The organism is Saccharothrix mutabilis subsp. mutabilis (assembly GCF_039521145.1).
In the GTDB taxonomy this organism is placed as follows: Bacteria; Actinomycetota; Actinomycetes; order Mycobacteriales; family Pseudonocardiaceae; genus Actinosynnema; species Actinosynnema mutabilis.
The window spans coordinates 498313-521462 of the sequence record NZ_BAAABU010000001.1 but is presented as its reverse complement, the minus strand read 5'-3'; the positions used below and the strand labels follow the sequence as shown (position 1 = coordinate 521462).

The 23150-nt window shown below is 72.2% G+C and carries 22 protein-coding genes; 10 read left to right on the top strand and 12 right to left on the bottom strand.

Annotated features, from left to right (window positions below; all coding sequences use genetic code 11):
• Nucleotides 1-16 precede the first annotated feature (16 nt).
• The 4 genes from ABD126_RS02485 to ABD126_RS02470 all read right to left on the bottom strand — a co-directional run bounded on the left by ABD126_RS02485 (nucleotide 17) and on the right by ABD126_RS02470 (nucleotide 4532).
• Complete coding sequence (locus tag ABD126_RS02485; protein ID WP_343931916.1) at nucleotides 17-862, bottom strand: hypothetical protein; 846 nt, start codon at nucleotides 860-862, stop codon at nucleotides 17-19.
• A complete protein-coding gene (locus tag ABD126_RS02480; protein WP_343931915.1) occupies nucleotides 859-1755 on the bottom strand; it encodes an IPT/TIG domain-containing protein in 897 nt (298 codons plus the stop codon). Before ABD126_RS02480 ends, ABD126_RS02485 begins: the two co-directional genes overlap by 4 nt.
• 62 nt (nucleotides 1756-1817) lie before the next feature.
• Nucleotides 1818-3836 (bottom strand): PQQ-dependent sugar dehydrogenase, encoded by a 2019-nt coding sequence (locus ABD126_RS02475; protein WP_343931914.1) that lies wholly within the window; start codon nucleotides 3834-3836, stop codon nucleotides 1818-1820.
• Between the two features lie 96 nt (nucleotides 3837-3932).
• Nucleotides 3933-4532 carry a DUF5753 domain-containing protein gene (locus tag ABD126_RS02470; protein ID WP_343932183.1) on the bottom strand — a complete coding sequence of 200 codons (600 nt, stop codon included), beginning with the start codon at nucleotides 4530-4532 and terminating at the stop codon, nucleotides 3933-3935.
• 131 nt (nucleotides 4533-4663) lie between these two features.
• Here ABD126_RS02470 and ABD126_RS02465 point away from each other — a divergent pair, with 131 nt between their 5' ends.
• Genes ABD126_RS02465 through ABD126_RS02455 form a run of 3 tightly spaced genes read left to right on the top strand, consistent with a single transcriptional unit; the run spans nucleotide 4664 to nucleotide 6304 of the window.
• Nucleotides 4664-5254 carry a TetR/AcrR family transcriptional regulator gene (locus ABD126_RS02465; protein ID WP_343931913.1) on the top strand — a complete coding sequence of 197 codons (591 nt, stop codon included), beginning with the start codon at nucleotides 4664-4666 and terminating at the stop codon, nucleotides 5252-5254.
• Between the two features lie 35 nt (nucleotides 5255-5289).
• Nucleotides 5290-5805, top strand: coding sequence for a hypothetical protein (locus ABD126_RS02460; protein WP_343931912.1), 516 nt, complete (start codon nucleotides 5290-5292; stop codon nucleotides 5803-5805).
• 10 nt (nucleotides 5806-5815) lie between these two features.
• A complete protein-coding gene (locus ABD126_RS02455; protein WP_343931911.1) occupies nucleotides 5816-6304 on the top strand; it encodes an acyl-CoA thioesterase in 489 nt (162 codons plus the stop codon).
• A 66-nt stretch (nucleotides 6305-6370) separates the two neighbouring features.
• Here ABD126_RS02455 and ABD126_RS02450 read toward each other — a convergent pair whose 3' ends face one another.
• The gene (locus ABD126_RS02450) at nucleotides 6371-7627 is read right to left on the bottom strand and encodes a TetR/AcrR family transcriptional regulator (protein ID WP_343931910.1); all 1257 of its coding nucleotides are present in this window, start codon (nucleotides 7625-7627) and stop codon (nucleotides 6371-6373) included.
• 423 nt (nucleotides 7628-8050) lie between these two features.
• Here ABD126_RS02450 and ABD126_RS02445 point away from each other — a divergent pair, with 423 nt between their 5' ends.
• On the top strand, nucleotides 8051-9322 hold the full coding sequence (locus tag ABD126_RS02445) for a cytochrome P450 family protein (RefSeq protein ID WP_343931909.1): 1272 nt from the start codon (nucleotides 8051-8053) through the stop codon (nucleotides 9320-9322).
• A 161-nt stretch (nucleotides 9323-9483) separates the two neighbouring features.
• The gene (locus ABD126_RS02440; protein WP_343931908.1) at nucleotides 9484-10779 is read left to right on the top strand and encodes a cytochrome P450; all 1296 of its coding nucleotides are present in this window, start codon (nucleotides 9484-9486) and stop codon (nucleotides 10777-10779) included.
• 118 nt (nucleotides 10780-10897) lie between these two features.
• Here the strand turns inward: ABD126_RS02440 and ABD126_RS02435 are convergent, their stop codons facing one another.
• Complete coding sequence (locus tag ABD126_RS02435; protein WP_343931907.1) at nucleotides 10898-11890, bottom strand: GlxA family transcriptional regulator; 993 nt, start codon at nucleotides 11888-11890, stop codon at nucleotides 10898-10900.
• Nucleotides 11891-12054: 164 nt separating this feature from the next.
• Here ABD126_RS02435 and ABD126_RS02430 point away from each other — a divergent pair, with 164 nt between their 5' ends.
• Nucleotides 12055-12642 (top strand): HD domain-containing protein, encoded by a 588-nt coding sequence (locus ABD126_RS02430; RefSeq protein ID WP_343931906.1) that lies wholly within the window; start codon nucleotides 12055-12057, stop codon nucleotides 12640-12642.
• 45 nt (nucleotides 12643-12687) lie between these two features.
• On the opposite strand, the gene ABD126_RS02425 is transcribed toward ABD126_RS02430, so the two are convergent.
• Nucleotides 12688-14163, bottom strand: coding sequence for a peptide MFS transporter (locus ABD126_RS02425; protein ID WP_343931905.1), 1476 nt, complete (start codon nucleotides 14161-14163; stop codon nucleotides 12688-12690).
• A 181-nt stretch (nucleotides 14164-14344) separates the two neighbouring features.
• Between ABD126_RS02425 and ABD126_RS02420 the strand changes: the two genes are divergently transcribed.
• On the top strand, nucleotides 14345-14878 hold the full coding sequence (locus tag ABD126_RS02420; RefSeq protein WP_343931904.1) for a TIGR03086 family metal-binding protein: 534 nt from the start codon (nucleotides 14345-14347) through the stop codon (nucleotides 14876-14878).
• Between the two features lie 338 nt (nucleotides 14879-15216).
• On the opposite strand, the gene ABD126_RS02415 is transcribed toward ABD126_RS02420, so the two are convergent.
• From ABD126_RS02415 to ABD126_RS02395, 5 genes are all read right to left on the bottom strand, one after another.
• Nucleotides 15217-15732 (bottom strand): DUF4262 domain-containing protein, encoded by a 516-nt coding sequence (locus tag ABD126_RS02415; RefSeq protein WP_343931903.1) that lies wholly within the window; start codon nucleotides 15730-15732, stop codon nucleotides 15217-15219.
• A 57-nt stretch (nucleotides 15733-15789) separates the two neighbouring features.
• Nucleotides 15790-16542: a YebC/PmpR family DNA-binding transcriptional regulator gene (locus ABD126_RS02410; protein ID WP_343931902.1), complete on the bottom strand. Its 753-nt coding sequence runs from the start codon at nucleotides 16540-16542 to the stop codon at nucleotides 15790-15792.
• A gap of 20 nt (nucleotides 16543-16562) precedes the next feature.
• On the bottom strand, nucleotides 16563-17168 hold the full coding sequence (gene pdxT / locus ABD126_RS02405; protein WP_343931901.1) for a pyridoxal 5'-phosphate synthase glutaminase subunit PdxT: 606 nt from the start codon (nucleotides 17166-17168) through the stop codon (nucleotides 16563-16565).
• A gap of 348 nt (nucleotides 17169-17516) precedes the next feature.
• Nucleotides 17517-18935, bottom strand: a complete 1419-nt coding sequence (locus tag ABD126_RS02400; protein ID WP_343931900.1) for an amino acid permease — start codon at nucleotides 18933-18935, stop codon at nucleotides 17517-17519.
• 21 nt (nucleotides 18936-18956) lie between these two features.
• A complete protein-coding gene (locus tag ABD126_RS02395; RefSeq protein WP_343931899.1) occupies nucleotides 18957-20162 on the bottom strand; it encodes a trans-sulfuration enzyme family protein in 1206 nt (401 codons plus the stop codon).
• 77 nt (nucleotides 20163-20239) lie between these two features.
• On the opposite strand from ABD126_RS02395, the gene ABD126_RS02390 reads away from it, so the two are divergent.
• Genes ABD126_RS02390 through ABD126_RS02380 form a run of 3 tightly spaced genes read left to right on the top strand, consistent with a single transcriptional unit; the run spans nucleotide 20240 to nucleotide 22990 of the window.
• Entirely contained in the window at nucleotides 20240-20713 is a 474-nt protein-coding gene (locus tag ABD126_RS02390; RefSeq protein WP_170199195.1) for an Lrp/AsnC family transcriptional regulator, read from the top strand.
• Between the two features lie 38 nt (nucleotides 20714-20751).
• Nucleotides 20752-22602 carry an acyl-CoA dehydrogenase family protein gene (locus ABD126_RS02385; RefSeq protein WP_343931898.1) on the top strand — a complete coding sequence of 617 codons (1851 nt, stop codon included), beginning with the start codon at nucleotides 20752-20754 and terminating at the stop codon, nucleotides 22600-22602.
• Nucleotides 22603-22621: 19 nt separating this feature from the next.
• Nucleotides 22622-22990, top strand: a complete 369-nt coding sequence (locus ABD126_RS02380) for a DUF6292 family protein (RefSeq protein ID WP_343931896.1) — start codon at nucleotides 22622-22624, stop codon at nucleotides 22988-22990.
• The last annotated feature ends 160 nt before the right edge of the window (nucleotides 22991-23150 follow it).

Below are 23150 nucleotides of genomic sequence, written 5' to 3'. Positions count from 1 at the left end.
CGGGTGAACCCGGCGCTCACCGGGAGAACTGCCAGCGGACGGTCTCGTTGTCGGGCAGCACGACGACCCGGCCGTTCACGGGGTTCCACCGGTCGTGCAGCAGGAACACCCGGCCGCCCGAGCGCACCAGCAGGCGCAGGCCGGTGGTGCGGTGCCGGCCGGTGTCCAGGCGCTCCTCCACCACGTTGGGCGCCTCGATGCCCAGGCTCTCGCCGCTGTAGGCGGTGGCGCGCGGCAGGGTGTGGACGGTCGCGGCCAGCTCGTCGGCGTAACCGCGCCCGGTCACCCCCGCGTACAGGGACAGCTCCCAGAACAAGGCGAGCGTGATCATGCTGCCGACCATCAGCTTGCGCAGGGCGTTGTGCCACGGCGGCGCGGGCGCTTTCGCGTCGCCGGTGACCCGGGTCAGCCACGCCCCGTAGGCGGCGACCACCGTCCCCACGGCGAGCACCAGCGGCACCACCAGCGGGAGGAAGGCGCGTTGCACCGTGGCCACGACGACCACGGCCGCCAGCGCCGCCAGGCCCGTCGCGAACAGGGCGCGTCCGGCCACGCGCAGGCCTCGCCGGCGGGTCTCCAGCACCTTCAGCACCCGGTGGTGCACGGCCAGCCAGCACAGGACGGCGGCGGCCACCACGAGCAGCGGGATGTAGAGCGTGCGGATGCTGCGCAGCACGTAGTCCTGGGTGCTGTAGCCGAACAGGCTGACATCGACGCCCATGAACCGCGCCTGCTCGGCCGTGCGCGCCCACCCGAAGTACAGCATCAGCGAGGTCGCGATGGTGACCGGCGGGGCCAGCGCCCCGACCGCCGAGGCGACCCCGGCGAGGGCGGACAGGTCCCGGCCCTGCTCGTCGCTCATGACGTCGGCACCACCTCTGCCTCGTACTCGAACACCTCCGAGACGACGACCCGCTGCCCCCGGCTGACCACCTCCAGCCGCACGGCCCCCGGCCCGTCCGCCGCCGGTGTCCGGACCGCGACCTGGGTGGTCGTGGCGTAGTCGGGTGTCGCCGCCCGGCCGCCGACCAGGACGGTGACCTCCGCCGAGTCGAACCCCGAGCCGCAGAAGGTCAGCGCGGTGCCGCCGGCCACCGGTCCCCGCAACGTGCTCTCGACGTCGCAGCCCTCCTCCGGGCCGGCCACCCCGGTCACCACCGGCGGGCACGCGGTCCCCTGGCCAGGTTGGGCGAACGTGACGGCCGGGCGGCGGTCCGGGTTGCGCTCGTGCCAGGCCACCGCGCGCTCCAGCAAGGCGCGGGCGGCGCTCTCCAGGCACGGCATCTTCCCCGGACCCGCCACCACTCGCACGTCCGACCACCGGCCCACGTCGCCCTCGACCACGACCGCGCACAGCGCTCGCATCGCCGCCCAGAGCGGCACGTCCGCCGACCCGTCGTCCGGGCACTCGCCCGACTGGAGCCGCCCGTACCACTGGATCGGCGGCGGGTCGCCGGGGTCGGCCGGGCCCCACGGCAGCCACGCGAACCCGCTCTCTCCGGGCGACTGCTTGGTGGTAGTGGTGGTCCTGGTCGTCCGGTCGGCCGGCGGGACGATCGTGCCGACGCGGGTCGTGCCCGCGGCCGTGTCCGTCGTCGTCTCGGCTGCGGGTGCCGTCGAAGCCGTCGCCCTCGCGGGCTCCGCCGCGGGCGGCTCCCCGCCCGCCACCACGGCGGCGACGACGCCGCACACCAAGGCGACGGCCGCCGCCGAAGCGACGGCGGCCCGCCTCCGGGTAAGCCATCTGGGTGCCATACGTGCAGGAGGCACCCGCGAGCCCGAGAAATCCGGGATTCACCCGTTCGTGCGAACCCGGGTCACCCGGAGTAGACGACGTCCACGCGCAGCACGCGGTCGTTGTTCGCGGTGCCGTCCTTGTCGGTGGTCGTGGTGAGCCAGAGGTCGCCGTCGCGGTCCACCTCGACCGTCCGCAGCCGCCCGTAGGCGCCCTGGAAGTAGGTCCGCTGGTCCACCAGGTTCGCCGACGCGTCGATGCGCAGCCGGTACACCCGCTGCCCGACCGTCGTGGCGACGAAGAGGTGGTCGTTGACGATGGTCAGGCCGCTGGGCGAGGCCGAGGAGGTGGACCACGTCCGCTTCGGCGCGACCGTGCCGGAGCACGAGCCGGACGTGCCCTCGCACGCGGGCCAGCCGAAGTTGCCGCCCTTCTGGATCAGGTTCACCTCGTCCTGGCCGGAGTTGCCGAACTCGGTCGCCCACAGCCGGCCCTTCGAGTCGAAGTCCAGGCCCTGGACGTTGCGGTGGCCGTAGCTCCAGATCGCCTTGCCCGCGAACGGGTTGTCCGCCGGGATCGACCCGTCGGGGTGGACGCGCAGGACCTTGCCCGCGTTGTTGTTCAGGTTCTGGGCGTTGTCGCCGTTCTGGGCGTCGCCGGTGGAGATGAACAGGTACCGGCCGTCGGGGCTGAACCGCAGCCGCCCGCCGTTGTGGAACCGGCTCTTGGGCACGCCCGACAGCAGCGTGGTCCAGCCGGTGAGGGTCGTGCCCTCCAGCTTCGCGCGCACGAGCTGGTTGCCCGTGGACGCCGTGTGGTAGACGAACACGTGCCCGTCGGTGGCGAACGTGGGCGACACCTCGATGCCCAGGACGCCGCCTTCACCGCCGGTGGTCTGCGCGCCCGGCACCTTGCCGAGGTTGGTGCGCTGACCCGATCCGGTGAGCCGGTAGACGGTGAAGGCCTCCCGTTCGGTCACCAAGGCGGAGCCGTCGGGCAGGAAGGCCACGCCCCACGGGACGTCCGTGCCGTTGAGGATCGTCGTCACCGTGCCGGGGTCGGGGGTGCCGGGCGGGGTGGTGCCACCGGGTATGGCGGTGATCTCGTTGCTGAACGCGGAGAGGTTGCCCGCCGCGTCGCGCGCCCGCACGGTGAACCGGTAGGTCGTGCCCGCGGTGAGGCCGCCGACCGTGGTGGACGTGCCGTCCGCGGTTCCGGCCTGCGCGCCGTCGAGGAAGACCTGGTAACCGGTGACGGCCACGTTGTCGGTGGCCGCGGTCCAGGCCAGGTCCACCGACGTGGCGGTGCGGCCGGTGGAGCGCAGGTTCGTCGGCGCGGTGGGCGCCTGCGTGTCCGGGGGCGCGGGGTCGGTGCGGACCAGGACGTTGTTGCTGGCCGGTGAGACGTTCGGCGCGGCGTCGCGGGCGAACACCGTCCAGTCGTACTCGGTGTCCGGGGTCAGGCCGGTGACCGTGGCGCTGAGCGTGGTGACGCTCTTCATCAGCTGGCCGTGCTGGTAGACGTCGTAGGCGACGACGCCGACGTTGTCGGTGGCCGCGTCCCAGGCGAGGGAGACGCTGGTCGCGGTCTTGCCGGTGGCGCGGAGGTCGCGCGGCGGGGTGGGGGCCTCGGTGTCGGCGGGGCTGACGGTGAGGCGGTCGGCGTTGGGGCCGCCGCTTGCGGTGGTGGCGGTGGCGCGGACCTTGTTGGCGCCCGCTTTGAGGGTGACCGTGGTGGTGACGTCGCGCCACGTCGTCCACGCGCCCGTGCCGGGGAACGAGACGGTGGTCGCGCCCGCGCCGTCCACGGTCACCGACAGCGGGCGGTCGGTCGTGGTGCCGTTGGCGTAGCGGAACACCAGCCGGTGCGGACCGGCCTGCGCGGCGCTCACGGTGTACTCGACGTGGCTGCCCACGACGTTGTCGTAGTTGACGAACCCGGTGCCGGAGTAGCCGGCGTGGTCGGCCTCCACGACGGCGCGCGACAGCGCGGCGGACTCGGCTTCGTGGACGGTCGGCGCGGCCGTCGCCGCGCCCGGCGGAGCGATCAGGGCGAACGCCGTCAGCGCGACGACGCCGCCGCGCGGGTACCTCGGTGCCACTTCGGTGCCTCCACGTCGGCAGGGGAGCACGAGCGGCGGCGGTGTATAGAAAAGAAACTTTCCAAACTGTGGCCGATCACAGCACCGGTGTCAAGGTCACCGGGCCGCCTCCACCGGGCCCGCGAACACCCGCCGGGACTCCTCGACGTCCAACGAGCACCGCCGCAGCACGTCGACCGCGGCCTGGAACCGCGCCACCGCGTCCACCCGCTCGGACAACCCGTCCGCGTGCACCGCCGGACCGCCCACCGCGAAGGCCAGCAACGTGAACGAGTGCCGCAGCTCCGGCGCGCAGCCGGCGGTGAACGGCACCAGCCGCACGTCGTCGCGCCGGGCCAGCGCCGCGAGCTGGTCGTCGAGCACGCGCCGGTCCCCCGCCCAGGCGTGCAGGGCCGTCTCGTGCACGAAGAACTCGCACGCGGGCGGCACGTGGCGGCGCAGGACCTCGGCGCGCCCCGGGTCGTTGCCCAGGAAGCCCGCGTACTCCGGCGTCTGGAGCAGCGCGGGCACCGCCAGGGCGTCGTAGGCGACGATGCGGGTGGCGCGGCGTTCGGCGGCGCGCAGCGCGTCCGGGCCGTCGGGGTCGGCGAGGTCGTAGTGGGCGAGGCGAACCAGGTCGATCAGGTCGATCCCGCGCCGCACGTCGCCGTCGGCCGGGTGCCGGCCCAAGCGCGCGAACCGGCTGATGTCCTTCATCACGGTGCGCCACCGTAGTGACCCTTGACCAGCGGTTTCGACTCCGGCGCGGGAAGACCACCCCAAAGTGGGTCCGACCAATCCGTACGTACTGATTGGAATTTCTCAGCCGGTCCTGACAACATCGACCGGTGCCCAGGGTGAGCCAGGACCACCTCGATGCCCGCCGCCGCCAGATCCTGGACGGCGCGCGTGCGTGTTTCGCGCGCTACGGCTACGAGGGTGCCACCGTACGCCGTCTGGAAGAGGCTACCGGTCTGTCCAGGGGAGCGATCTTCCACCACTTCCGCGACAAGGAGTCGTTGTTCCTGGCGCTGGCCGAGGACGACGCGCTGCGGATGGCCGACGTGGTGGCGCGGCAGGGTCTCGTGCAGGTGATGCGCGACCTGCTGTCCGCGCCCGAGCCGGACGCCGACCACCCGGCCGACTGGCTGGGCACCCGGCTGGAGGTGTCGCGCCGGCTGCGCACGGACCCCGAGTTCCGGGGCCGGTGGGCCGAGCGGTCGCGGCAGCTCACCGACGCCACCCGGCAGCGCCTCGTGCGGCAGCGCGAGGCGGGCAACCTGCGCGACGACGTGGACATCGACGTGCTGACGTCGTTCCTGGAGCTGGTGCTGGAAGGGCTCGTGTCGCACCTGGCGATGGGGTTGCCGGCCGACGACCTGGAGCCGGTGCTGGACCTGGTCGAGGAGTCCGTGCGCCGGCACCGCCGTTCGGGTTGACGGGTGCTTTAGGACGCGGGGTTCCCCGGTACCTGGTGTCGGCGGGGCTCGCGCGGTTCGCCGACGAGATGGTCGGCGTGTCGGTGGTGCTGCTGGTGTTGGCGCGCACCGGGTCGTCCGTGCTGGCGGGGGCGGCGGTCGCGGCCTACACGATCCCGTCGGTGCTGTCCGGGCCGTTGCTCGGGGCGTGGCTGGACCGGACGCGGCGGCCAGTGCCGGCGTTGGCGGGCAACCAGTTCGTGCTCGCGGCGGTGGCGTGCGGGTTGGTGGCGGTGTCCGGGGTGCTGGTGGCGGTGTGGGGGCCGACCCTGACGTCCGTCATCACCGCGCGGCAGGTCTACACGCCGGCGGCGCTGCTGGGGCAGGTGTCCACGACGGGGGCGAGCCTCAAGCTGGACGGGTTCGCGATCGGTGCGGCGGTCGGCGGCGTGCTGGTGGTCCGGACGGGCGCGACGACGGTGATCTTGCTGGTCGCGGCGGTGCACCTGGTCGCGGCCGGGCTTGGCTCGCTCGCCGCGAGGCCGTCGCGAGCCCTTCGGGTGACCCCATAGGATCACCGACATGGCTGACCCGCGACCTGCCGCTCACGTGCACCGGGTGCGGGTGCGCCCGGTCGACTGCGACCGCCAGGGGATCGTGCACGCGTCCCGGTACGCCGTGTTCTTCGAGGCGGCGATGGTCGAGACGCTGCGGTCCCTGCTCGGGTCGTACAAGGAGTTGGAGAAGCACGGCATCGACTTCGTGATGGCGGAGACGTCCATCCGCTACCTGAGCCCGGCGCGGTTCGACGACCTGCTGCGGATCGGGGTGCGGGTGCGGACGCTGGGGACGACGACGTTGACGATGGGGTTCGACGCGGACGTGGACGGGACGCCGGTGGCGACCGGCTGGAACCGGTACGTGTCCTTCGGGACCCCGGAGCTGCGTTCCACCCCGATCCCGGAGGACTTCCGCAAGCTCTTCCAACCCCGCCGCCCGACGCCCCGCCCCCTGACGCGGACAGCCGAGCGCTCGCCCGCCTCACCGACCCCCCGCTCCGCCACCCGCTGACTCCCAGCCCCTTCCAGCCCCGGTCGTCGACTCCGGCTGCCGGCTCCGGCCGTCAGGTTCCGGCCGTCAGGCTACGGCCGCGGCGATGGCGTGACAGGCGGCGAACCCCTCGGCCCGCGCCACGATCCGCCCGCCGGCGACCCGGATCGCCACCTCCGTCTCGTCACTGACCGCCGGGACGCCCGCGGCCCGCGCGATTTCCCCGGTCTCGTCGCACACCACGCGCACGTCCGGCCAGGTCGGTTCCGGGAAGGCCTGGCGGAGCGGTCCCGTGAGTTGGGCCAGCGTCAGGCGCGCCAACGGTCCCAGCTCCTGCGGTGAGCCGGTGACCAGGACGACGGTCGTCTTCCCGAGGCGGGCCGCCTGCTCGACGCTGGAGAGCCGGTTCAGCCCCAGGACCGCCACCACGCCGTCCGCCACCTCGTGCGGGGTGCCGCGCACCAGGTCGGTGGCCGACGGCGGTGCCCAGACGTCGTCGGTGCGCCGGACCGGCGGTTCGGAGGTCGGCGGGGCCCAGTAGTCGTTGATCGGCAGGTCGGCGAGCCGTTCGACAGCGGTCACCACGTCGTAGGGCTCCAGGAAGTCCGGTGCCGTGGCGGCGAGCTGGGTGGCTCCGAGCAGCGTGGTCAGCAGTGCGCGGGCGTGGCGGACCAGGCGGGTCGGCGGCGCGGCGGGGTCGGGGTTGGGCGGGCGGAGGCGTTCCAGGGCGAGGGCCAGCAGCAGCGCGTCCAGTTCGAGCAGTTGCGTGTAGGGCCGCCGAAGCTCGTCGGCGAGCAGCTCAGCCCCCAGATCCCGCCCCAACCAGTCGTCGGCGACCAGCGGCCGAACCCAGGCCAGCGCCAACGCCCCCAAAATCCGCCGATAAGCCCCCTCCACCCGAATTCCCTCGACCAGGGCTTCCCCGACCAGAGCTTCCCCGAGCCGAACTCCCCCACCCCCGACTCCCCGGTCCCCGACTCCCCCGCCCCCGGACCGACGCCCTTCGCCTTTCTCGCCCGGACCATCCGCACGGAAAGCGCTTTCCCGCCCCTCACTCGCATCCTTCAGCGCAAAAGCCCCACCCTCAGGCCCCACCCCGGCGAAAACCCCGCCGGCACCCGCAGGCGGATAAACCCGCTCAGCCATCTCGGCGAGCACGGCGAAGTACAACGCCCGCTTCCCGGGAAAGTTCGAATACACCGCCCCACGGGTCAACCCGACCCGCTGAGCGATCACATCGACTTTGGCGTCGCGAAACCCTCGCTCGGCGAACTCCTCCCGAGCAGCCGCCAACACCTTCCCGCGATTCCGCTCCTGCGCCTCCGCCCGACTGACCCGCGCCATCAACTCAACCTCCACCCACCCACTACAGACCACCGCCGACCCGGCCGACCGCCACAGAGCGCACGGCCGCCAGAGCCGCGCCGCCACCTTTCCACGCCGCTAACACCAGGCCACCGCCGCCGCACCGCCGGACCGCCGAACCGCCACACCGCCGGGTCGGCCGCACCGCCGGGCCGCCACACCGCCGGGTCGCGCCGCACCGCCGCACCGCCGGGTCGGCCGCACCGCCGGGCCGCCGCACCGCCGGGCCGCCGCACCGCCGGGCCGCCGCGCCGCCGGACCGCCGGACCACCCGACGCCACCCGCCTGACCTGCGACTACTCAACCGCGCTTGCCTCCGCTCCAAGATCCACGATAACGTCCGCACTCAGATGATGAGAACATCTGGTGTGAACATATGGCTATAACATCTGGAGTGAACACATGACCGTCCCCGAGATCGACCCCACCGACCCGAGCGTCCTGTTCGACCCGTTCGCCACCTACGACACCGCGCGGGAGGCCAGTCCGATCGCTCGGATGCAGGTCCCGGGCATGGGCTCGCTCTGGATCGCGACCCGGTACCAAGACGCGCGGGAGGTGCTCGGCGGAGGCCGGTTCGAACTCTCCGGCAGCAGCTTCATGCGGCCACCCGGCATCCCGGAGCACTGCCTCCGCTACCTCCGCACCATGGCCGAGATGGAAGGCCCCGAGCACCTGCGCCTCCGGACGCTCGCCGCTCCCGCCTTCACCGCCAGTCGAGCACGAGCGTTCCGCCCGCGCATCGAACGCATCGTCAACGGCCTCCTCGACGGCCTCCACGACGCACTCCCCCACACCCGCCCCCACACCCGCCCCGACCGGCTCCCCGACGAACCGATCGACCTCATCGAGCACTTCGCGCGACCACTGCCCATGGACGTCATCTGCGAACTGGTGGGCATCCCGACCGAAGACCGTCCACAGTGGAGGGACTACGGCACGGCGGTGGTCAGCGGCTTCGGACCGGCGTTCCTCGACGCCATCCCGCGCATCATCGAAGGTGCCCAGAAGGCCGTGGCCGACAGGAAGGCCCTCGCCGACAGGAAGGCCCTCGCCGACAAAATGGGCGTCTCGGCCAAGAAAGCCGAGGCCGGCGACGACCTGATCTCCACCCTGCTCCAGGTCCGGTCCGACGACGGCGACCGCCTGACCGACGACGAACTGGTCACCCTCGTCTGGCACCTCGTCCTCGCCGGCCAAACGCCGACCAACCTGATCGCCAACGCGGTCGAGGTCCTGCTCACCCACCCGGAACACCTCGCCGCCCTGCGCGCCGACCCCTCCCTCATGCCCCGGGCGGTGGAGGAGTTGACCCGGTGGGTCGGGCCGCAACTGCTCACCACGCCGCGGTTCGCCAAGGAGGACGTGACCTTCGGCGACGTCACCGTGCGCAAGGGCGAACCGGTCAGCGCGGCGATCGTGTCGGCCAACCGCGACCCGAGGGCGTTCGACCAGCCCGACACGCTCGACCTGACCCGGTCCGGCCCCGGCCACCTCGGTTACGCCCACGGTCCGCACTTCTGCCTGGGCGCCGCCTTCGCCCGAGCCGAAACGGAGATCGCCCTGACGGCGCTGATCACCCGCTACCCGAACCTCAAGCTCGCGGGCACGCCGGAACGCAGCCCCGACCCCGGCACCTGGCGACTCACCACCCTGCCGGTCACCCTCCACTGACCCAGAGGAGCCGCCATCCGCCGACCCCGAGAAGCCGCCATCCGCCGACCCCGAGGAGGTGCCATCCGCAGAAGGGAGTGGCGGGAAGAGTCGTCGCGGGCCGTCGAACTGATCGTTTCCGTCCTTGAACAGTCGGCGGTCGAGGGGTCACCGTTGTGGGCATGTCGTCCGTGGTGAAGAACGCAACGTTGCTGTTCCTGGGGCGCTCCGTCGTTCGGTTGCAGGCGCTGCTCGGGGACCCCGCCGCCCGGTTGTTCGGGATGAGCCCGTCCCGCGACCCCTACCCCGCCTACGAGGCCGTCCGGGCGCGCGGGACGCTGGTCAAGAGCCGGATGGGGCTCTACCTCACCGCCTCGCACGAGCTGTGCCTGGACCTGCTCAAGCGCCCGGACTTCGGCACGCTGCCCGCCGGCGCGCTGTCGCCCGTCGACTCGAACGCCCACGTCGACGGCCGGCGGCTGGTCAACCCGGTCGAGGAGTCCTTCCTGGTCCGCAACCCGCCCGACCACACGCGCCTGCGCCGCCTGGTCGCGCCGTGGTTCACGCCCAAGGGCCTGCGCGCCCAGGCCGCGACGGTCGAGCGGGTCGTGGAGGAGTACCTGGACGACGCCGCCCGCCACTCCACCTTCGACCTCGTCGGGGACTTCGCCGCGCGCGTCCCGATCCAGGTGATCGCGGACCTGCTCGGCGTCCCCGGCGCGGACCACCAGGCGTTCGCCCGCTGGGGCAGCGCCCTGGTCAACGCGCTCGACGGCGTCCGCGACCTGGGCGAGATGCGCGCCCTGCACCGGGGCCTGCGGGAGTTCGAGGCGTTCCTGGACGACCTGGTCGAGCACCGCCGCCGGGAACCGGGCGACGACATCGTCAGCGCCCTGGTCGCGCACGACGACCTGACCCGCGAGGACCTGATCGCCACCACGGAACTGCTGCTGGTCGCCGGGTTCGAGACCACGGTCAACCTGATCGGCAACGCGGTCCTGGCCGTCCTGGCACACCCGCGGGTCCGCGAACGCCTCATCGACGACCCGGCCTACGCCGACGCGGTCATCGAGGAGACGCTGCGGCTCGACCCGCCGGTCCAGTACACGGTGCGCATCCCGTTCAAGTCGACGCGGGTCGCGGGCACGTGGATCCCCAAGGGCACGCCGATCATGCTCATGCTGGCCGCCGCGAACCGCGACCCGGCCGTGTTCGCCGACCCGCACCGGTTCGAACCGGGCCGCCCGGACGGACGGGAGCACCTGGCGTTCTCCTCCGGCATCCACTACTGCCTGGGCGCGGGCCTGGCGCGGATGGAGGGCGCGGCGGCGTTGCGCGGGCTGTTCGGCCGGTTCCCGGACCTGCGCGCGGCGGGCCGGGTGCGGCGGCGGCCGTCGCGGGTGATCCGGGGCGCGGCCCGGTTCCCCGTGCACACCGGGGCCGCGCGGCACCACACGATCGTGGAAACCATCAGCTGATCCACAGGAATGTGGGGCATGCTGGAATGCGCGTGGGCGACCCGCCGCACCGCCGCCGCGGCGGGTCGCCCTCGCCTTTCCGCACGGATGCGGACAAGGGATGTTTTTCCATTCCCCGTCAGCCGGGGTGGCGCATGCCGAAACGCTCGCGATAAGCCGCCGGCGTCACGCCGAAGTGCTGCTTGAACACCCGGTGCAGGGTCTCGACCGAGCCCAGTCCCACCGCTTTCGCGATCACCCTGAGGCCGTTGTCGGTGTGGACGAGTTGCCGGGCCGCCGCGTCGACGCGGACCGCCTCCACGTACCGCGCCGGGGTCGTCCCGGCCTGCCTGCGGAACAACCGGGCGAAGTGGCGCGTGCTCAGGCTCGCCCGGCGCGCGAGCGCGTCGTTGGAGAGGTCCTCCGCCGGGTTGCGCCTCATCCACGACTGCAAGCGGGCGATCTCGGCGTCAGGGGCCGAGGAGCGCGCGAGGAATTCGCTGAACTGGCTCTGCCCGCCCGGCCGCCGCAGGTACATGACGAGCCAGCGGGCGACCCGGCGGGCCAGTTCGGCGTCGTGGTCCTCGGCGACCAGGGCGAGGGCCAGGTCCATGCCGGCGGAGACGCCCGCCGAGGTCCAGACGTCCCCGTCGCGCGCGAAGATCGCGTCGGGTTCGACGGTGACACCGGGGTGGTCGGCGGCCAGCCGCGCGGCGGTCGCCCAGTGCGTGGTGGCGCGACGGCCGTCGAGCAGCCCGGCGGCGGCGAGCAGGTGCGCGCCCGTGCAGACGGAGGCGATCCGGTCGGCGCCGCGCGCGACGGGGGTGCGCAGCCAGTCGACCAGTGCCGGGGCGAGCAGGGGTGCCGCGTCGTGGCCCGTCGGCGCGAGAGCCCCGGGCACGAGCAGCGTCCCGATCCCGGGGCGCAGGTCGGTCCAGGCGACCTCGGCGGCGATCGACACGCCGCCCGCGCAGCGCACCAGACCCGGGCGGGGGCCGGCGACGAGCGTCCGGTAGCCGCGGGAGACCGGGTCGCGCAGCCGATCCGCGGCGCTGATCACCTCCAGCGGCCCCGCGACGTCCAGCAGCTCCACGCCGTCGTAGACCGTGATCACCACGAGATGGGGCGGCATGCGACCCACTGTGCCCGCACGGTCTCGACGTCCGCAACGACGACGACCTGTCAGATCCGGACGCGCCGGGCGGAGACCGGATCCGACATGTCCACGTCATTGCCGACCACGAGGTGGACGGCCGACGATCGGCGACGTCCCCCTTCGCAAGACCGATGGAGCCGATGGTGATCGTCGAGATCCCCCAGACACCGACCGCGCGGGCCGCCGCGGACCTCGCCGCCGAGGCCGCGCCTGCCTATCTGCTCAACCACAGCTACCGCGCGTACCTGTTCGGGCGTCGCCTCGTGCCGGAGCCCGACGTCGACGAGGAGGCCGCGTTCGTGGCGGCGATGATCCACGACCTCGGCCTCACCGACGCCCACGGCGGCGCGGCGGAGTTCGCCGACGTCGGGGCCGAACTGGCGTGCCGCTTCCTGGAGCGGCGGGGCTGGGACCGCGAGCGCGTCCACCTGGTCGAGCAGGCGATCGTGCGGCACACGAACCTGGAGCCCGAGCAGGACCCGGTGCACCGGGTCGTCCAAGCCGGGGCGGCCCTGGACGTCGCCGGGCTGAACCTGGAGGCGCTCGGGCGCGACGACGTCCTCGACGTCCTCGCAGCCTACCCGCGGCACGACTTCACCACCGCGATGCGCGCGCTGTTCCTGGCGGAGACCCGCCGCCACCCGGACGGGTCGTTCGCCCGGCTGGAACAGGCGGTGACCCTGTCGCAGCGGTTCGGCGCCAACCCGCTCGACGCGCTCGCGGCGTGACCGCCGACGGGTGGTGGGGCGCCCACCGCCCCACCACCCCGGTGGTCAGTCCACGCCGTGCATCAGCTTGCGGATGTTCTTCGTGCCGGCCGCGAGCAGCAGGCCCAGCACGATGGACACGCCGCCCAGCACGCCGAAGTACGCCACCGCGTTCTCGTCGCTGTAGAACCGCACCACGATCGCGCCCACGCCCTGGCCCGCCGCCGACGCGAGGAACCACAGGCCCATCGTCTGCGACGCGAACGCCCGCGGCGCGAGCTTGGTGGTCACCGACAGGCCCACCGGCGACAGCAGCAGCTCGCCGGACGTCATCACCGCGTACATCGCGATGATCCACAGGAACGACGCCCGCACCGCCGGGTCGCCCTGGCTGGCCACCATCATCAGCACGTAGGACAGGCCCACCAGCAGCAACGCGTACGCGAACTTGCGCGGCGTGGACGGCTGGCGCTTGCCCAGCTTCACCCACAGCAGCGCGAACAGCGGCGCGAACAGGATGATCATCACCGGGTTGATCGACTGGATGAACGACGGCGGCACGTCGAAGCCCAGGAAGTGCCGGTCCAGCCGGGTGTCGGCGAACGCCGCGATGACCGTCGCGCTCTGCTCGAACAGCAGCCAGAACATGGCCGCCGCGATGAACAGCGGGATGTAGGCGGTCAGCCGGGACCGCTCCACCGGCGTGGTCTTCGGGCTGCGCATCATCACCACGAAGTAGCCGACGGGCAGCAGCACCGACGCGAGGCTGATCAGGTTGATCACGCCCTCCGCGCCCACCAGCCCGGTGACCACCAGCAGCGCCACCACGGCCACCGCGCCCAGCGAGACGCCGACGATCCGGCCGATCAGCGCGCCGCGCTCGGCGGCGGGCAGCGGGTTGGGCGGCACCAGGGCCGCGTCACCGAGGTTGCGCCGGCCGAAGCGGTAGGCGACCAGGCCCAGCGCCATGCCGACGGCCGCCGCGCCGAAGCCGAAGTGCCAGTCGACCTCCTCGCCCAGCCACCCGCACACCAGCGGCGCGAGGAAGCCGCCGAGGTTGATGCCCATGTAGAAGATCGTGAAACCGGAGTCGCGGCGCGGGTCGTCCGGCGCGTACAGGCCGCCCACGACCGTGGAGATGTTCGGCTTGAGCAAGCCCGTGCCCAGCACGATCAGGATCAGGCCGGTGTAGACACCGGCGACGCCGATCGGCAGCGCCAGCGCGATGTGGCCGAACATGATCAGCACGCCGCCGTAGAACACCGACCGCTGCCCGCCCAGGACGCGGTCGGCGAGCCAGCCGCCCGCGACGCCGGACATGTAGACCGACGCGCCGTAGATGGCGACCAGCGACAGCGCGAAGCTCTTGTCCAGGCCCAGCGCGCCCTCGTCGACGCTGCGGTACAGGTAGTAGGCGAGGATCGCCTTCATGCCGTAGTAGGAGAAGCGCTCCCACAGTTCGGCGAAGAACAGCGTCGAGAGTCCTCGGGGATGTCCGAAGAAGCCGCGCTGCGGAGTGGAAACCGCGCTCGTGGCGCCCACTGGTTCCTCCTGCTGGTGTCAACGATGTCACCCCGGCGTTCCGGGTCACGTTACGCCGTACGGACGTACTGGATAAAACCGGAAGGCCCCCGAGTGGCCCAACGCACACGTTCGGAGTGCGATCCCGGGCAACCTTTGGTGCACTCGGGGGGTGGATCTGATCGAGGCTCACGGACGCGCGATGACGGAGTTCGACTCGCGGGTGCGCCGGGTGCGCCCCGACCACTGGGACCTGGGTACCCCGTGCAAGGAGTGGTCGGTCCACGACCTGGTGAACCACCTCGTGTACGAACAGCTGTGGGCGCCGGAGCTGCTGGCCGGCTGCACGGTCCAGCAGGTCGGCGACCGCTTCGACGGCGACCAGCTCGGCGACGACCCCCTGCACGCGTGGGTGGTGGCCGCCGCGGCGGCGCGGGAGGCGTGGATCGAACCGGAAGCCCTGGCCAAGACGGTCAACGTCAGCTGGGGCACGATCCCCGCGCGCGAGTACTGCTGGCAGATGACGCTCGACCTGGGCGTGCACGCGTGGGACCTGGCGCGGGCGATCGGCGTGGACGACCGGCTGGACCCGGACCTGGCGCGCACGCTGCTGGAGTACGCGCGGGCCAACGCCGGCTCCTACGCCGACAGCGGGCTGTTCGACGCGCCCGTGCCGGTCCCCGACGACGCGGACGACCAGACCAGGCTGGTCGCGTTGCTGGGCCGGACGCCCTGAGTGCTCGCCGTGCAGAACCGACCCCGTCTTGTCGTGGGGGAAACCCGTCGGGGGCTTCCCCCACGACCTGTTCCTCGACCCCGAGCGGGGCGTCCCGGAGGCCGAGCCCTGGACCCGAACCCGGTGCGCGTCCCGCTCCACGAATCTCCCCGCATCCGCGGAGCGGGACGTGCCTCCCCCTGTGGCTGTGCTCAAGTCCCCGACTACTCGGGCACGCCACCAGTGATAGCCCTCCGCGGTTGTCAGGTGTCGGGGCCCGGACACCTGACAACGATCGCCGGACAACGACGGAAGCCCCGTTCACGGGTGAACGGGGCGGAAAGCGCGGGTGAAGGGGGTCAGGGGCCGCTGACGCCCGGCGTCCAGCTCTCCGGCACGCCGCTCTCGGTCAGCACCAGCTGCCAGTCGGCGAACCCCCGGGGCGCGCCCGGCTGCCACGGGAAGACGCCCTCGACGGTCGGGATCAGGATCTGCACGGCGGCGAAGTCGCCCTTGCCGTAGAGCAGGAACGCGCTGCCGAAGAACTCCGGGTAGAAGCCATTGAAGACGCGTTCGAACGTGATCGGCACGTTGTCGAAGAAGTCGAAGTACAGCTTGCCGGGCACGAACCGCTCGCCGCGGGCGGCGCGGTCGACGTAGCTGCGGATCAGCACCTCGGCGATGTCGGTGGGCAGGCCCAGCACGACGGCCTCCGCCACGCCGAACCGCCGCCACGCCCCGACGGAGAACGAGTAGCCCGCGCCCTCGCGGTCGGCGGCGACGTTGACCACCGCGTGCCCGTGGCGCTCGGTCTGGTCGAACAGCCAGTCGCGGAGCTTGAGGTCTTGCGGGTCAGGGCTCGACACGGCGGCCATTCTGCCCAACCGCGTGTGACCCCGGCGTACGGTCGGCCGGGGTCACACGGGGTGGGATCAGGCGTCGACCTCGGCCATGACGTCGTCGGAGACGTCGAAGTTGGCGAAGACGTTCTGCACGTCGTCGCAGTCCTCCAGCGCGTCGATCAGCTTGAAGATCTTGCGCGCGCCCTCGGCCTCCAGCTGCACGGTGACCGACGGCAGGAAGTTCGCCTCGGCGCTCTCGTAGTCGTAGCCCGCGTCCTGCAGGGCGGTGCGGACGGCGACCATGTCACCGGCCTCGCTGACCACCTCGTAGCTCTCGCCGAGGTCGTTGACCTCCTCGGCGCCCGCGTCGAGGACCGCCATGAGGACGTCGTCCTCGGACAGGCCGTTCTTCGGCACGATCACGACGCCCTTGCGGGTGAACATGTAGGCCACCGAGCCCGGGTCGGCCATGTTGCCGCCGTTGCGGGTCATGGCGGTGCGCACCTCGGACGCCGCGCGGTTGCGGTTGTCGGTGAGGCACTCGACCAGGACGGCGACGCCGTTGGGGCCGTAGCCCTCGTACATGATCGTCTGCCAGTCCGCGCCACCGGCTTCCTCGCCCGCGCCGCGCTTGCGGGCGCGCTCGATGTTGTCCAGCGGCACGGAGTTCTTGCGCGCCTTCTGGATGGCGTCGTACAGCGTCGGGTTGCCGTCCGGGTCACCCCCGCCGGTGCGCGCGGCGACCTCGATGTTCTTGATGAGCTTGGCGAACAGCTTGCCGCGCTTGGCGTCGAGGGCGGCCTTCTTGTGCTTAGTGGTGGCCCACTTGGAGTGGCCGCTCATCAAACTCCTCCGTCGATTGCTCAGCCCGCTGAGCGGACCATGTCCACGAACAGGCGGTGCACGCGTCCGTCACCGGTCAGTTCCGGGTGGAACGAGGTGGCGAGCACGTGCCCCTGCCGAACCGCGACGATCCTACCGGCGGCCTCTCCGGCTTCGGCGGAATCGGGGACCCTGGCGAGCACTTCGACGCCTTCACCCACGTTTTCCACCCAAGGGGCGCGGATGAACACGGCGTGCACGGACCCGACGTCGGTGAAGTCCAGTTCCGCTTCGAACGAATCCACCTGCCGCCCGAACGCGTTGCGCCGGACCACGATGTCCAGGCCGCCGAGCTGGTGCTGGTCGGCGCGGCCGTCGAGGACCTGGTCGGCGAGCAGGATCATGCCGGCGCACGAGCCATAGGCGGGCATCCCGTCCTTGATCCGCCCACGGAGCGGTTCGAGCAGGTCGAAGGTGTCGAGGAGGCGGCTGATGGTCGTCGACTCGCCACCGGGCAGCACGACCCCGTCGACCTCGGCCAGCTCCTCGGGTCGGCGGATGGGGCGGGCGAGCACGTCGGCCTCGGCGAGGGCGACGAGGTGCTCACGGACGTCGCCCTGTAGGGCGAGGACACCGACGACGGACACGGGTGGTCTTCCTCCTTGTGCAGTGCCACCAGCCTAGCCGGAGCGGTCGGGGCCTCTCCCACCAGCCGGTTTGGTCGAGGTGGTCGGGCTGGAGAGGCGGGCCGGGCGCGGGCAGGCAGGCGCGGGCAGGCCGGCGCGGGCGGGCGGGCCAGCGCGGGCGGGCCGGCGCGGGCAGGCAGGCAGGCGGGTCGGGCGCGGGGCGCGGGCGGGCGGCGGGCAAGGCGCGCGGCGGGCAAGGCGCGCGGCGGGGCGAGCGGAGTGGGTGTGGAGAGCAGGTGGCCGGTCGGGGCGGGTGCTCGTGGCACTCGTCCCGACCGGCCGCCCGATGCTCCCGCGGCAGATGAGGTGCTAGTCGCCTGCCGCGACCCGTTCGCCTGCCTGGTGGGCCGACGAACGACGGGACTTGACCGCTCGCCAGCCGACCACCAGGACGACCGCGAGCACGGGGATGGACCAGAACGCGATGCGCTCCGCGGTCCCCGCGAACGCCATCAGCACGATGACCAGCGCAAGGAACCCGAGCGTGGCGTAACCGGTGTAAGGCGCACCGGGCATCCGATAAGACGGGCGCTCGACCTCACCGCGCAACGCCGCCTTCCGCAACCGCAACTGGCACAAGATCAACGTAGCCCATGTCGCCACCACGCCCAAAGACGCCACCGCGATCGCGATGTCGAACGCCTCCTTGGGCACGACGTAGTTCAGGACCACACCCGCCAGGTACGCCACCGAGGTGAACAGGATCCCGCCGTAGGGCACGTGCCGGGCGCTCATCCGACCGGTGAACGCCGGCGCCTCGCCCTTCCGCGCCAGCGACCGCAGGATGCGCCCGGTCGAGTACAGGCCGGAGTTGCACGACGACAGCGCCGCCGTCAGCACCACGGCGTTCATCACGTCGCCCACCCCGGCGATGCCCAGCGCCGAGAACACCGTGACGAACGGGCTCTCCGCCCCGCTGTAGAGGTTCCACGGCAGCAGCATCGCCAGCAGCAGCACCGACCCGACGTAGAACACCCCGATCCGGTACACGACACCGTTGATCGCCTTCGGCATGACGGCCCGGGGGTTCGCGGTCTCGCCGGCCGCGATGCCGACCAGTTCGATCGCCGAGTACGCGAAGATCACGGCTTGCAATGTCATCAGGGCGATGCCGATGCCCGCGGGGAACATGCCGCCGTTGTCGAACAGGTTGTGCACGCCCGCGGGGTGGCCGCCGACGTCCGCGCCGCCGATCACCAGCGCCGCGCCGGTGAACAGGAACACCACGATCGCGGTCACCTTGATGACGCTGAACCAGAACTCCAGTTCGCCGAACAGCTTCACCGACAGCAGGTTGATCGCCACCAGGGCGCCGAGCGCGATCAGCGCGGTCACCCATTGCGGCAGGTCGGGCAGCCAGCGGTGGACGTAGATCGCCACCGCCGTGATCTCGGCGATGCCGGTCATCGCCCAGTTCACCCAGTACAGCCAGCCCGAGGTGAATCCCGCCCACGGGCCGATGAACTCGCGGGCGTATTCCACGAAACTGCCGGCGGTCGGCCGGTGCAGCACCAATTCGCCGAGCGCGCGCATCACGAAGAACGCCGCGATGCCGCACGCCGCGTACGAGAAGACCAGCGACGGCCCGGCCTGGGCGAGTCTCCCGCCCGCGCCCAGGAACAGGCCCACGCCGATGGCGCCACCGATGGCGATCATCTGAACTTGACGCTTCGACAGCGCTTTGGTGTAGCCGTCGGCGTCCGGCTCCATTGCCATCTGCTCATTCATGGTGGCCGGACGTTAGCGGTTCTACACGGCCGCGTAAGAATCGCTTGAGGAAGGCTTGATGTAATCACCCTCACAATCACCGGAAAGGGCTTGGTCCAGATCGTCCCAAATGTCTTCCACGTCCTCCAGGCCGACGCTCACGCGCAGCAGGTTCTCCGGGACGCCGGACGCGATCCGGTCCTTCGAGTCGACCAGCCGGTGGGTCAGCGCGGCCGGGTGCTCGACGAGCGTGTCCACCGAGCCGAGCGACACCGCCGGGGTCACCAGGGTCAGCCGGCGCACGACGGTCGCCGGGTTCTCCCGCGTGGTGAACGCGAGCACCGCGCCGGTCCCCCGCATCTGGGTGCCGATCAACGGCGAGCCGGCCAGGCTCGGGTGGCGGACCAGCCCCACGCCGGGGTGCCCGGACAGCCGCCGCGCCAGCTCGACCGCCGACGCCTGCGCGGCCTCGACCCGCAGCGGCAGGGTCGCCAGGCCCCGGTGCAGCAGGTAGCCGCCCAGCGGGTGCAGCACCGCGCCGGTGATGATCCGGACGTGCCGCAACGCCCGGGCCACGTCCTCCTCGCACGCCACGACACCACCGAGCACGTCCCCGTGCCCGCCCAGGTACTTGGTGGCCGAGTGCAGCACGTAGGTCGCGCCCAGCAGCGCCGGGTTCTGCAACACCGGCGTGGCGAACGTGTTGTCCACCATGACCGGCACGCCACCGGCCTGCGCCACGACCGACGCGATGTCCACCAGGTCCAGGTTCGGGTTGGCCGGGGTCTCCAGCACCACCAGGCCGGTCTCGGGCGTGATCGCCTCGGCGACCCGGTCGGCCGTCGCGTACGTGGTGCGCACGCCGAGCAGGCCCGAGGACAGCAGGTGGTCGGTGCCGCCGTAGATCGGGCGCACGGCGACGACGTGCGGCAGCCCCCGCATCACGCACGCCGCCTGCACCACGGCCGTCACGGCCGCCATGCCGCTGCCGAACGCCACGGACGTCTCGGTGTGCTCCAGCGAGGCCAGCGCCTCCTCGAACCGGGCCACGGTCGGGTTGTGCAGCCGCGAGTACACCGGGGACGCGGCGTGCGCGGCGCCCTCGGCGAGGTCCTGGAGGGCGTGGCCGCCGGCGACCTGGTCGGGCACCGGGTAGGTGGTGGACAGGTCGATCGGCGGGGCGTGCACGCCCAGGTCCGCGAGGTCACCGCGTCCACCGTGCACCGCCGTCGTTCGCAAGCGTGTCATGGCCGAATCGTGGACTTATCCTCGGCGCGACGGCCTTGATTCCGCAGGCCGTTCGGCGGACAAGGGAGTTCACCGCAATGGATTCGATCGACGCCGCCATCGTGCGGGAGTTGCAGAACGACGCGCGGCTGCCCAACAAGGACCTGGCCGACCGGGTCAACGTGGCGGCGTCGACGTGCGTGGTCCGCCACCGGGCGCTGCGCGAGCGCGGCGTGATCACCGGCTACCACGCGGAGGTGGACCTGGCCGCCATCGGCCGCCCGGTGCAGGCGGTGATCGCGGTCCGCGTGCGCCCGCACACCAGGGCCATCGTCGAGCCGTTCATGGAGTACGTGCTGTCGCTGCCGGAGGTCCTGGCGCTGTCCCACGTGGCCGGTCCCGAGGACTTCCTGGTCCACGTCGCCGTCGCCGACACCGCCCACCTGCAACGCCTGGTCCTGGACCGCTTCACCACCCGCCGCGAGGTCAGCGAACTGCACACGAACCTGCTGTTCCAGCACGTCCGCAAGCACACCGTGCCGCCGGTCGAGGGGCGCGGCCCGTGGTCGTGACGAACGGCGACACGCCGCGCGGTGTGTTAGGTAAAGGCATGGCTGACGCACTGCGGGACCTGCTGGACGGGCGTTGGGCGACGTTGCGGCGCACCTCGCTGGAACTGCTGGGCAAGCTGGAGCCGGCCGGCGAGCTGCCCCGCGATCAGTACCGGGCGTGGGTGCTGGACCAGCTGCGCGCGCTGGCCGACGGCGGGCACCCGCTGATCGGGTTCCCGGCCGAGCACGGCGGGCAGGACGACGTCGGCGGGTCGGTCGTGGCGTTCGAGGTGCTCGGGTACGGCGACCTGTCGTTGATGGTCAAGGCCGGGGTGCAGTGGGGGTTGTTCGGCGGCGCGGTGCAGGCGTTGGGGACCAAGCGGCACCACGACGAACACCTGCCCGCGATCATGAGCCTGGACCTGCCCGGCTGCTTCGCCATGACGGAGACCGGGCACGGGTCGGACGTGCAGCACCTGCGCACCACCGCCACGCACGACCCGGAGACCGACGAGTTCGTCGTGCACACGCCGGACCCGTCGGCGCGCAAGGACTACATCGGCAACGCCGCGCGGGACGGGCGCATGGCGGTGGTGTTCGCGCAACTGGTCAGCGGCGGCGCGGAACACGGCGTGCACGCGCTGCTCGTGCCGATCCGGGACGCCGAGGGCAACCCGCTGCCGGGCGTGGGGATCGAGGACTGCGGGCCGAAAGCCGGGCTCAACGGTGTCGACAACGGGCGGTTGACCTTCGACCGCGTGCGGGTGCCGCGGGCCAACCTCCTGGACCGGTACGGGACGGTGCACCCGGACGGCACGTACGAGAGCCCGGTCGAGGGCGAGGGCCGGCGGTTCTTCACCATGCTGGGGACGTTGGTGCGCGGGCGGATCAGCGTCGCCGGCGGCGCGGGCAGCGCGACCAAGAAGGCGTTGACCATCGCCGTCCGGTACGCCGAGCGGCGGCGGCAGTTCACCCGGCCCGACACCGGCGAGGAGGTCGTGGTCCTGGACTACCTGGCCCACCAGCGCCGGCTGCTGCCCGCGCTGGCCACCTCCTACGCGCTGCACTTCGCGCAGGAGGAGCTGGTGTCCGCGCTGCACGACGTGTCCGACGACCGGGCGCAGCGCGAGCTGGAGTCCCGGGCCGCCGGGCTGAAGGCGGTGGCGACCTGGCACGCGACCGCCACCATCCAGGCGTGCCGGGAGGCGTGCGGCGGGGCCGGGTACCTGTCGGAGAACCTGCTGGCCGGGCTCAAGGCGGACACGGACGTCTTCACGACGTTCGAGGGCGACAACACCGTGCTGCTGCAACTGGTCGCCAAGGGCCTGCTGACCAGCTACCGCGACCACGTCGGCGACCTCGACCCGTGGGGCATGGCGCGGTTCGTCGCCGACCAGGCCGTGGGCGTGGTCATCGAGCGGACCGCCGCGCGGGCCATCATCGACCGGCTGGTCAGCGGCAGCTCCGACGCGCTGCTGGACCGGGGTTGGCAGGTCCGGCAGTTCGAGGACCGCGAGCGGCACGTGCTGGAGGGCTTGGCGCGGCGGTTGCGGCGGGCGACGGCGGACAACGCGTTCGAGGTGTTCAACGCGGCGCAGGACCACGTCCTGCACGCGGCGCGGGCGCACGTGGACCGGGTGGTGCTGGAGGCGTTCGTGGCGGCGGTGGACCGGTGCGCGGACCCGTCGACGCGCGACCTGGTGGACCGGGTGTGCGACCTGTACGCGTTGTCGGTGATCGAGGCGGACCGGGCGTGGTTCCTGGAGCACGGGCGGCTGACCCCGGCACGCGCCAAGGCCGTGACCCAGGCGGTGAACGACCTGTGCCGGCTGCTGCGGCCCGACGCTCGCCGACTGGTGGACGCGTTCGGCGTGCCGGAATCGTGGTCGAGGGCTCCGATCATCGCGTGAAAAGGCGACAATGGCCCGTATGGACGAGCTGACCGAAGGTCTGGCCGGGTACGTGCGCGCGGTCGCCCAGCAGGTCGGCGTTCCCCCGGAGGGCACGGAGTACGAGGTCAGCGACACCGTGACCGCGTACCTGGCGCTCGCCGAGGGCACCGAACGGGACCTGATGCTGGTGTGGAGCGACGTCCACGGTTGGTCGATCGCGGTGGAGACGGCGCCCTACGAGGCGCCCGTCGTGCTGGCCCACCTGGGCCATCCCCTGGTCCCGCCGCCCCGCGAGGTGGCGCGGTTCGTGGCCGACGTGCTGGCCGGCGGGTCGGGCGGGGCGGAGCCGACGGCCAAGGGCAACCGGCAGGCGTTGACCGTGCGACTGCGGCCGTACGCCGACTGAGGCCCGGTTCGGCGGGGTCCCGGGCTCGGCGGGGGCCGGTTCGGCGGGGGCCCGGGCTCGGCGGGGGCAGGGTCGGCGGGGTGCTGGTTCGACCCGTTCGGCCGTTACCGCGTGGTTGCGGTGGCTGCGACGATCGCTGTGGGTGGAGGGTCGTCCACCC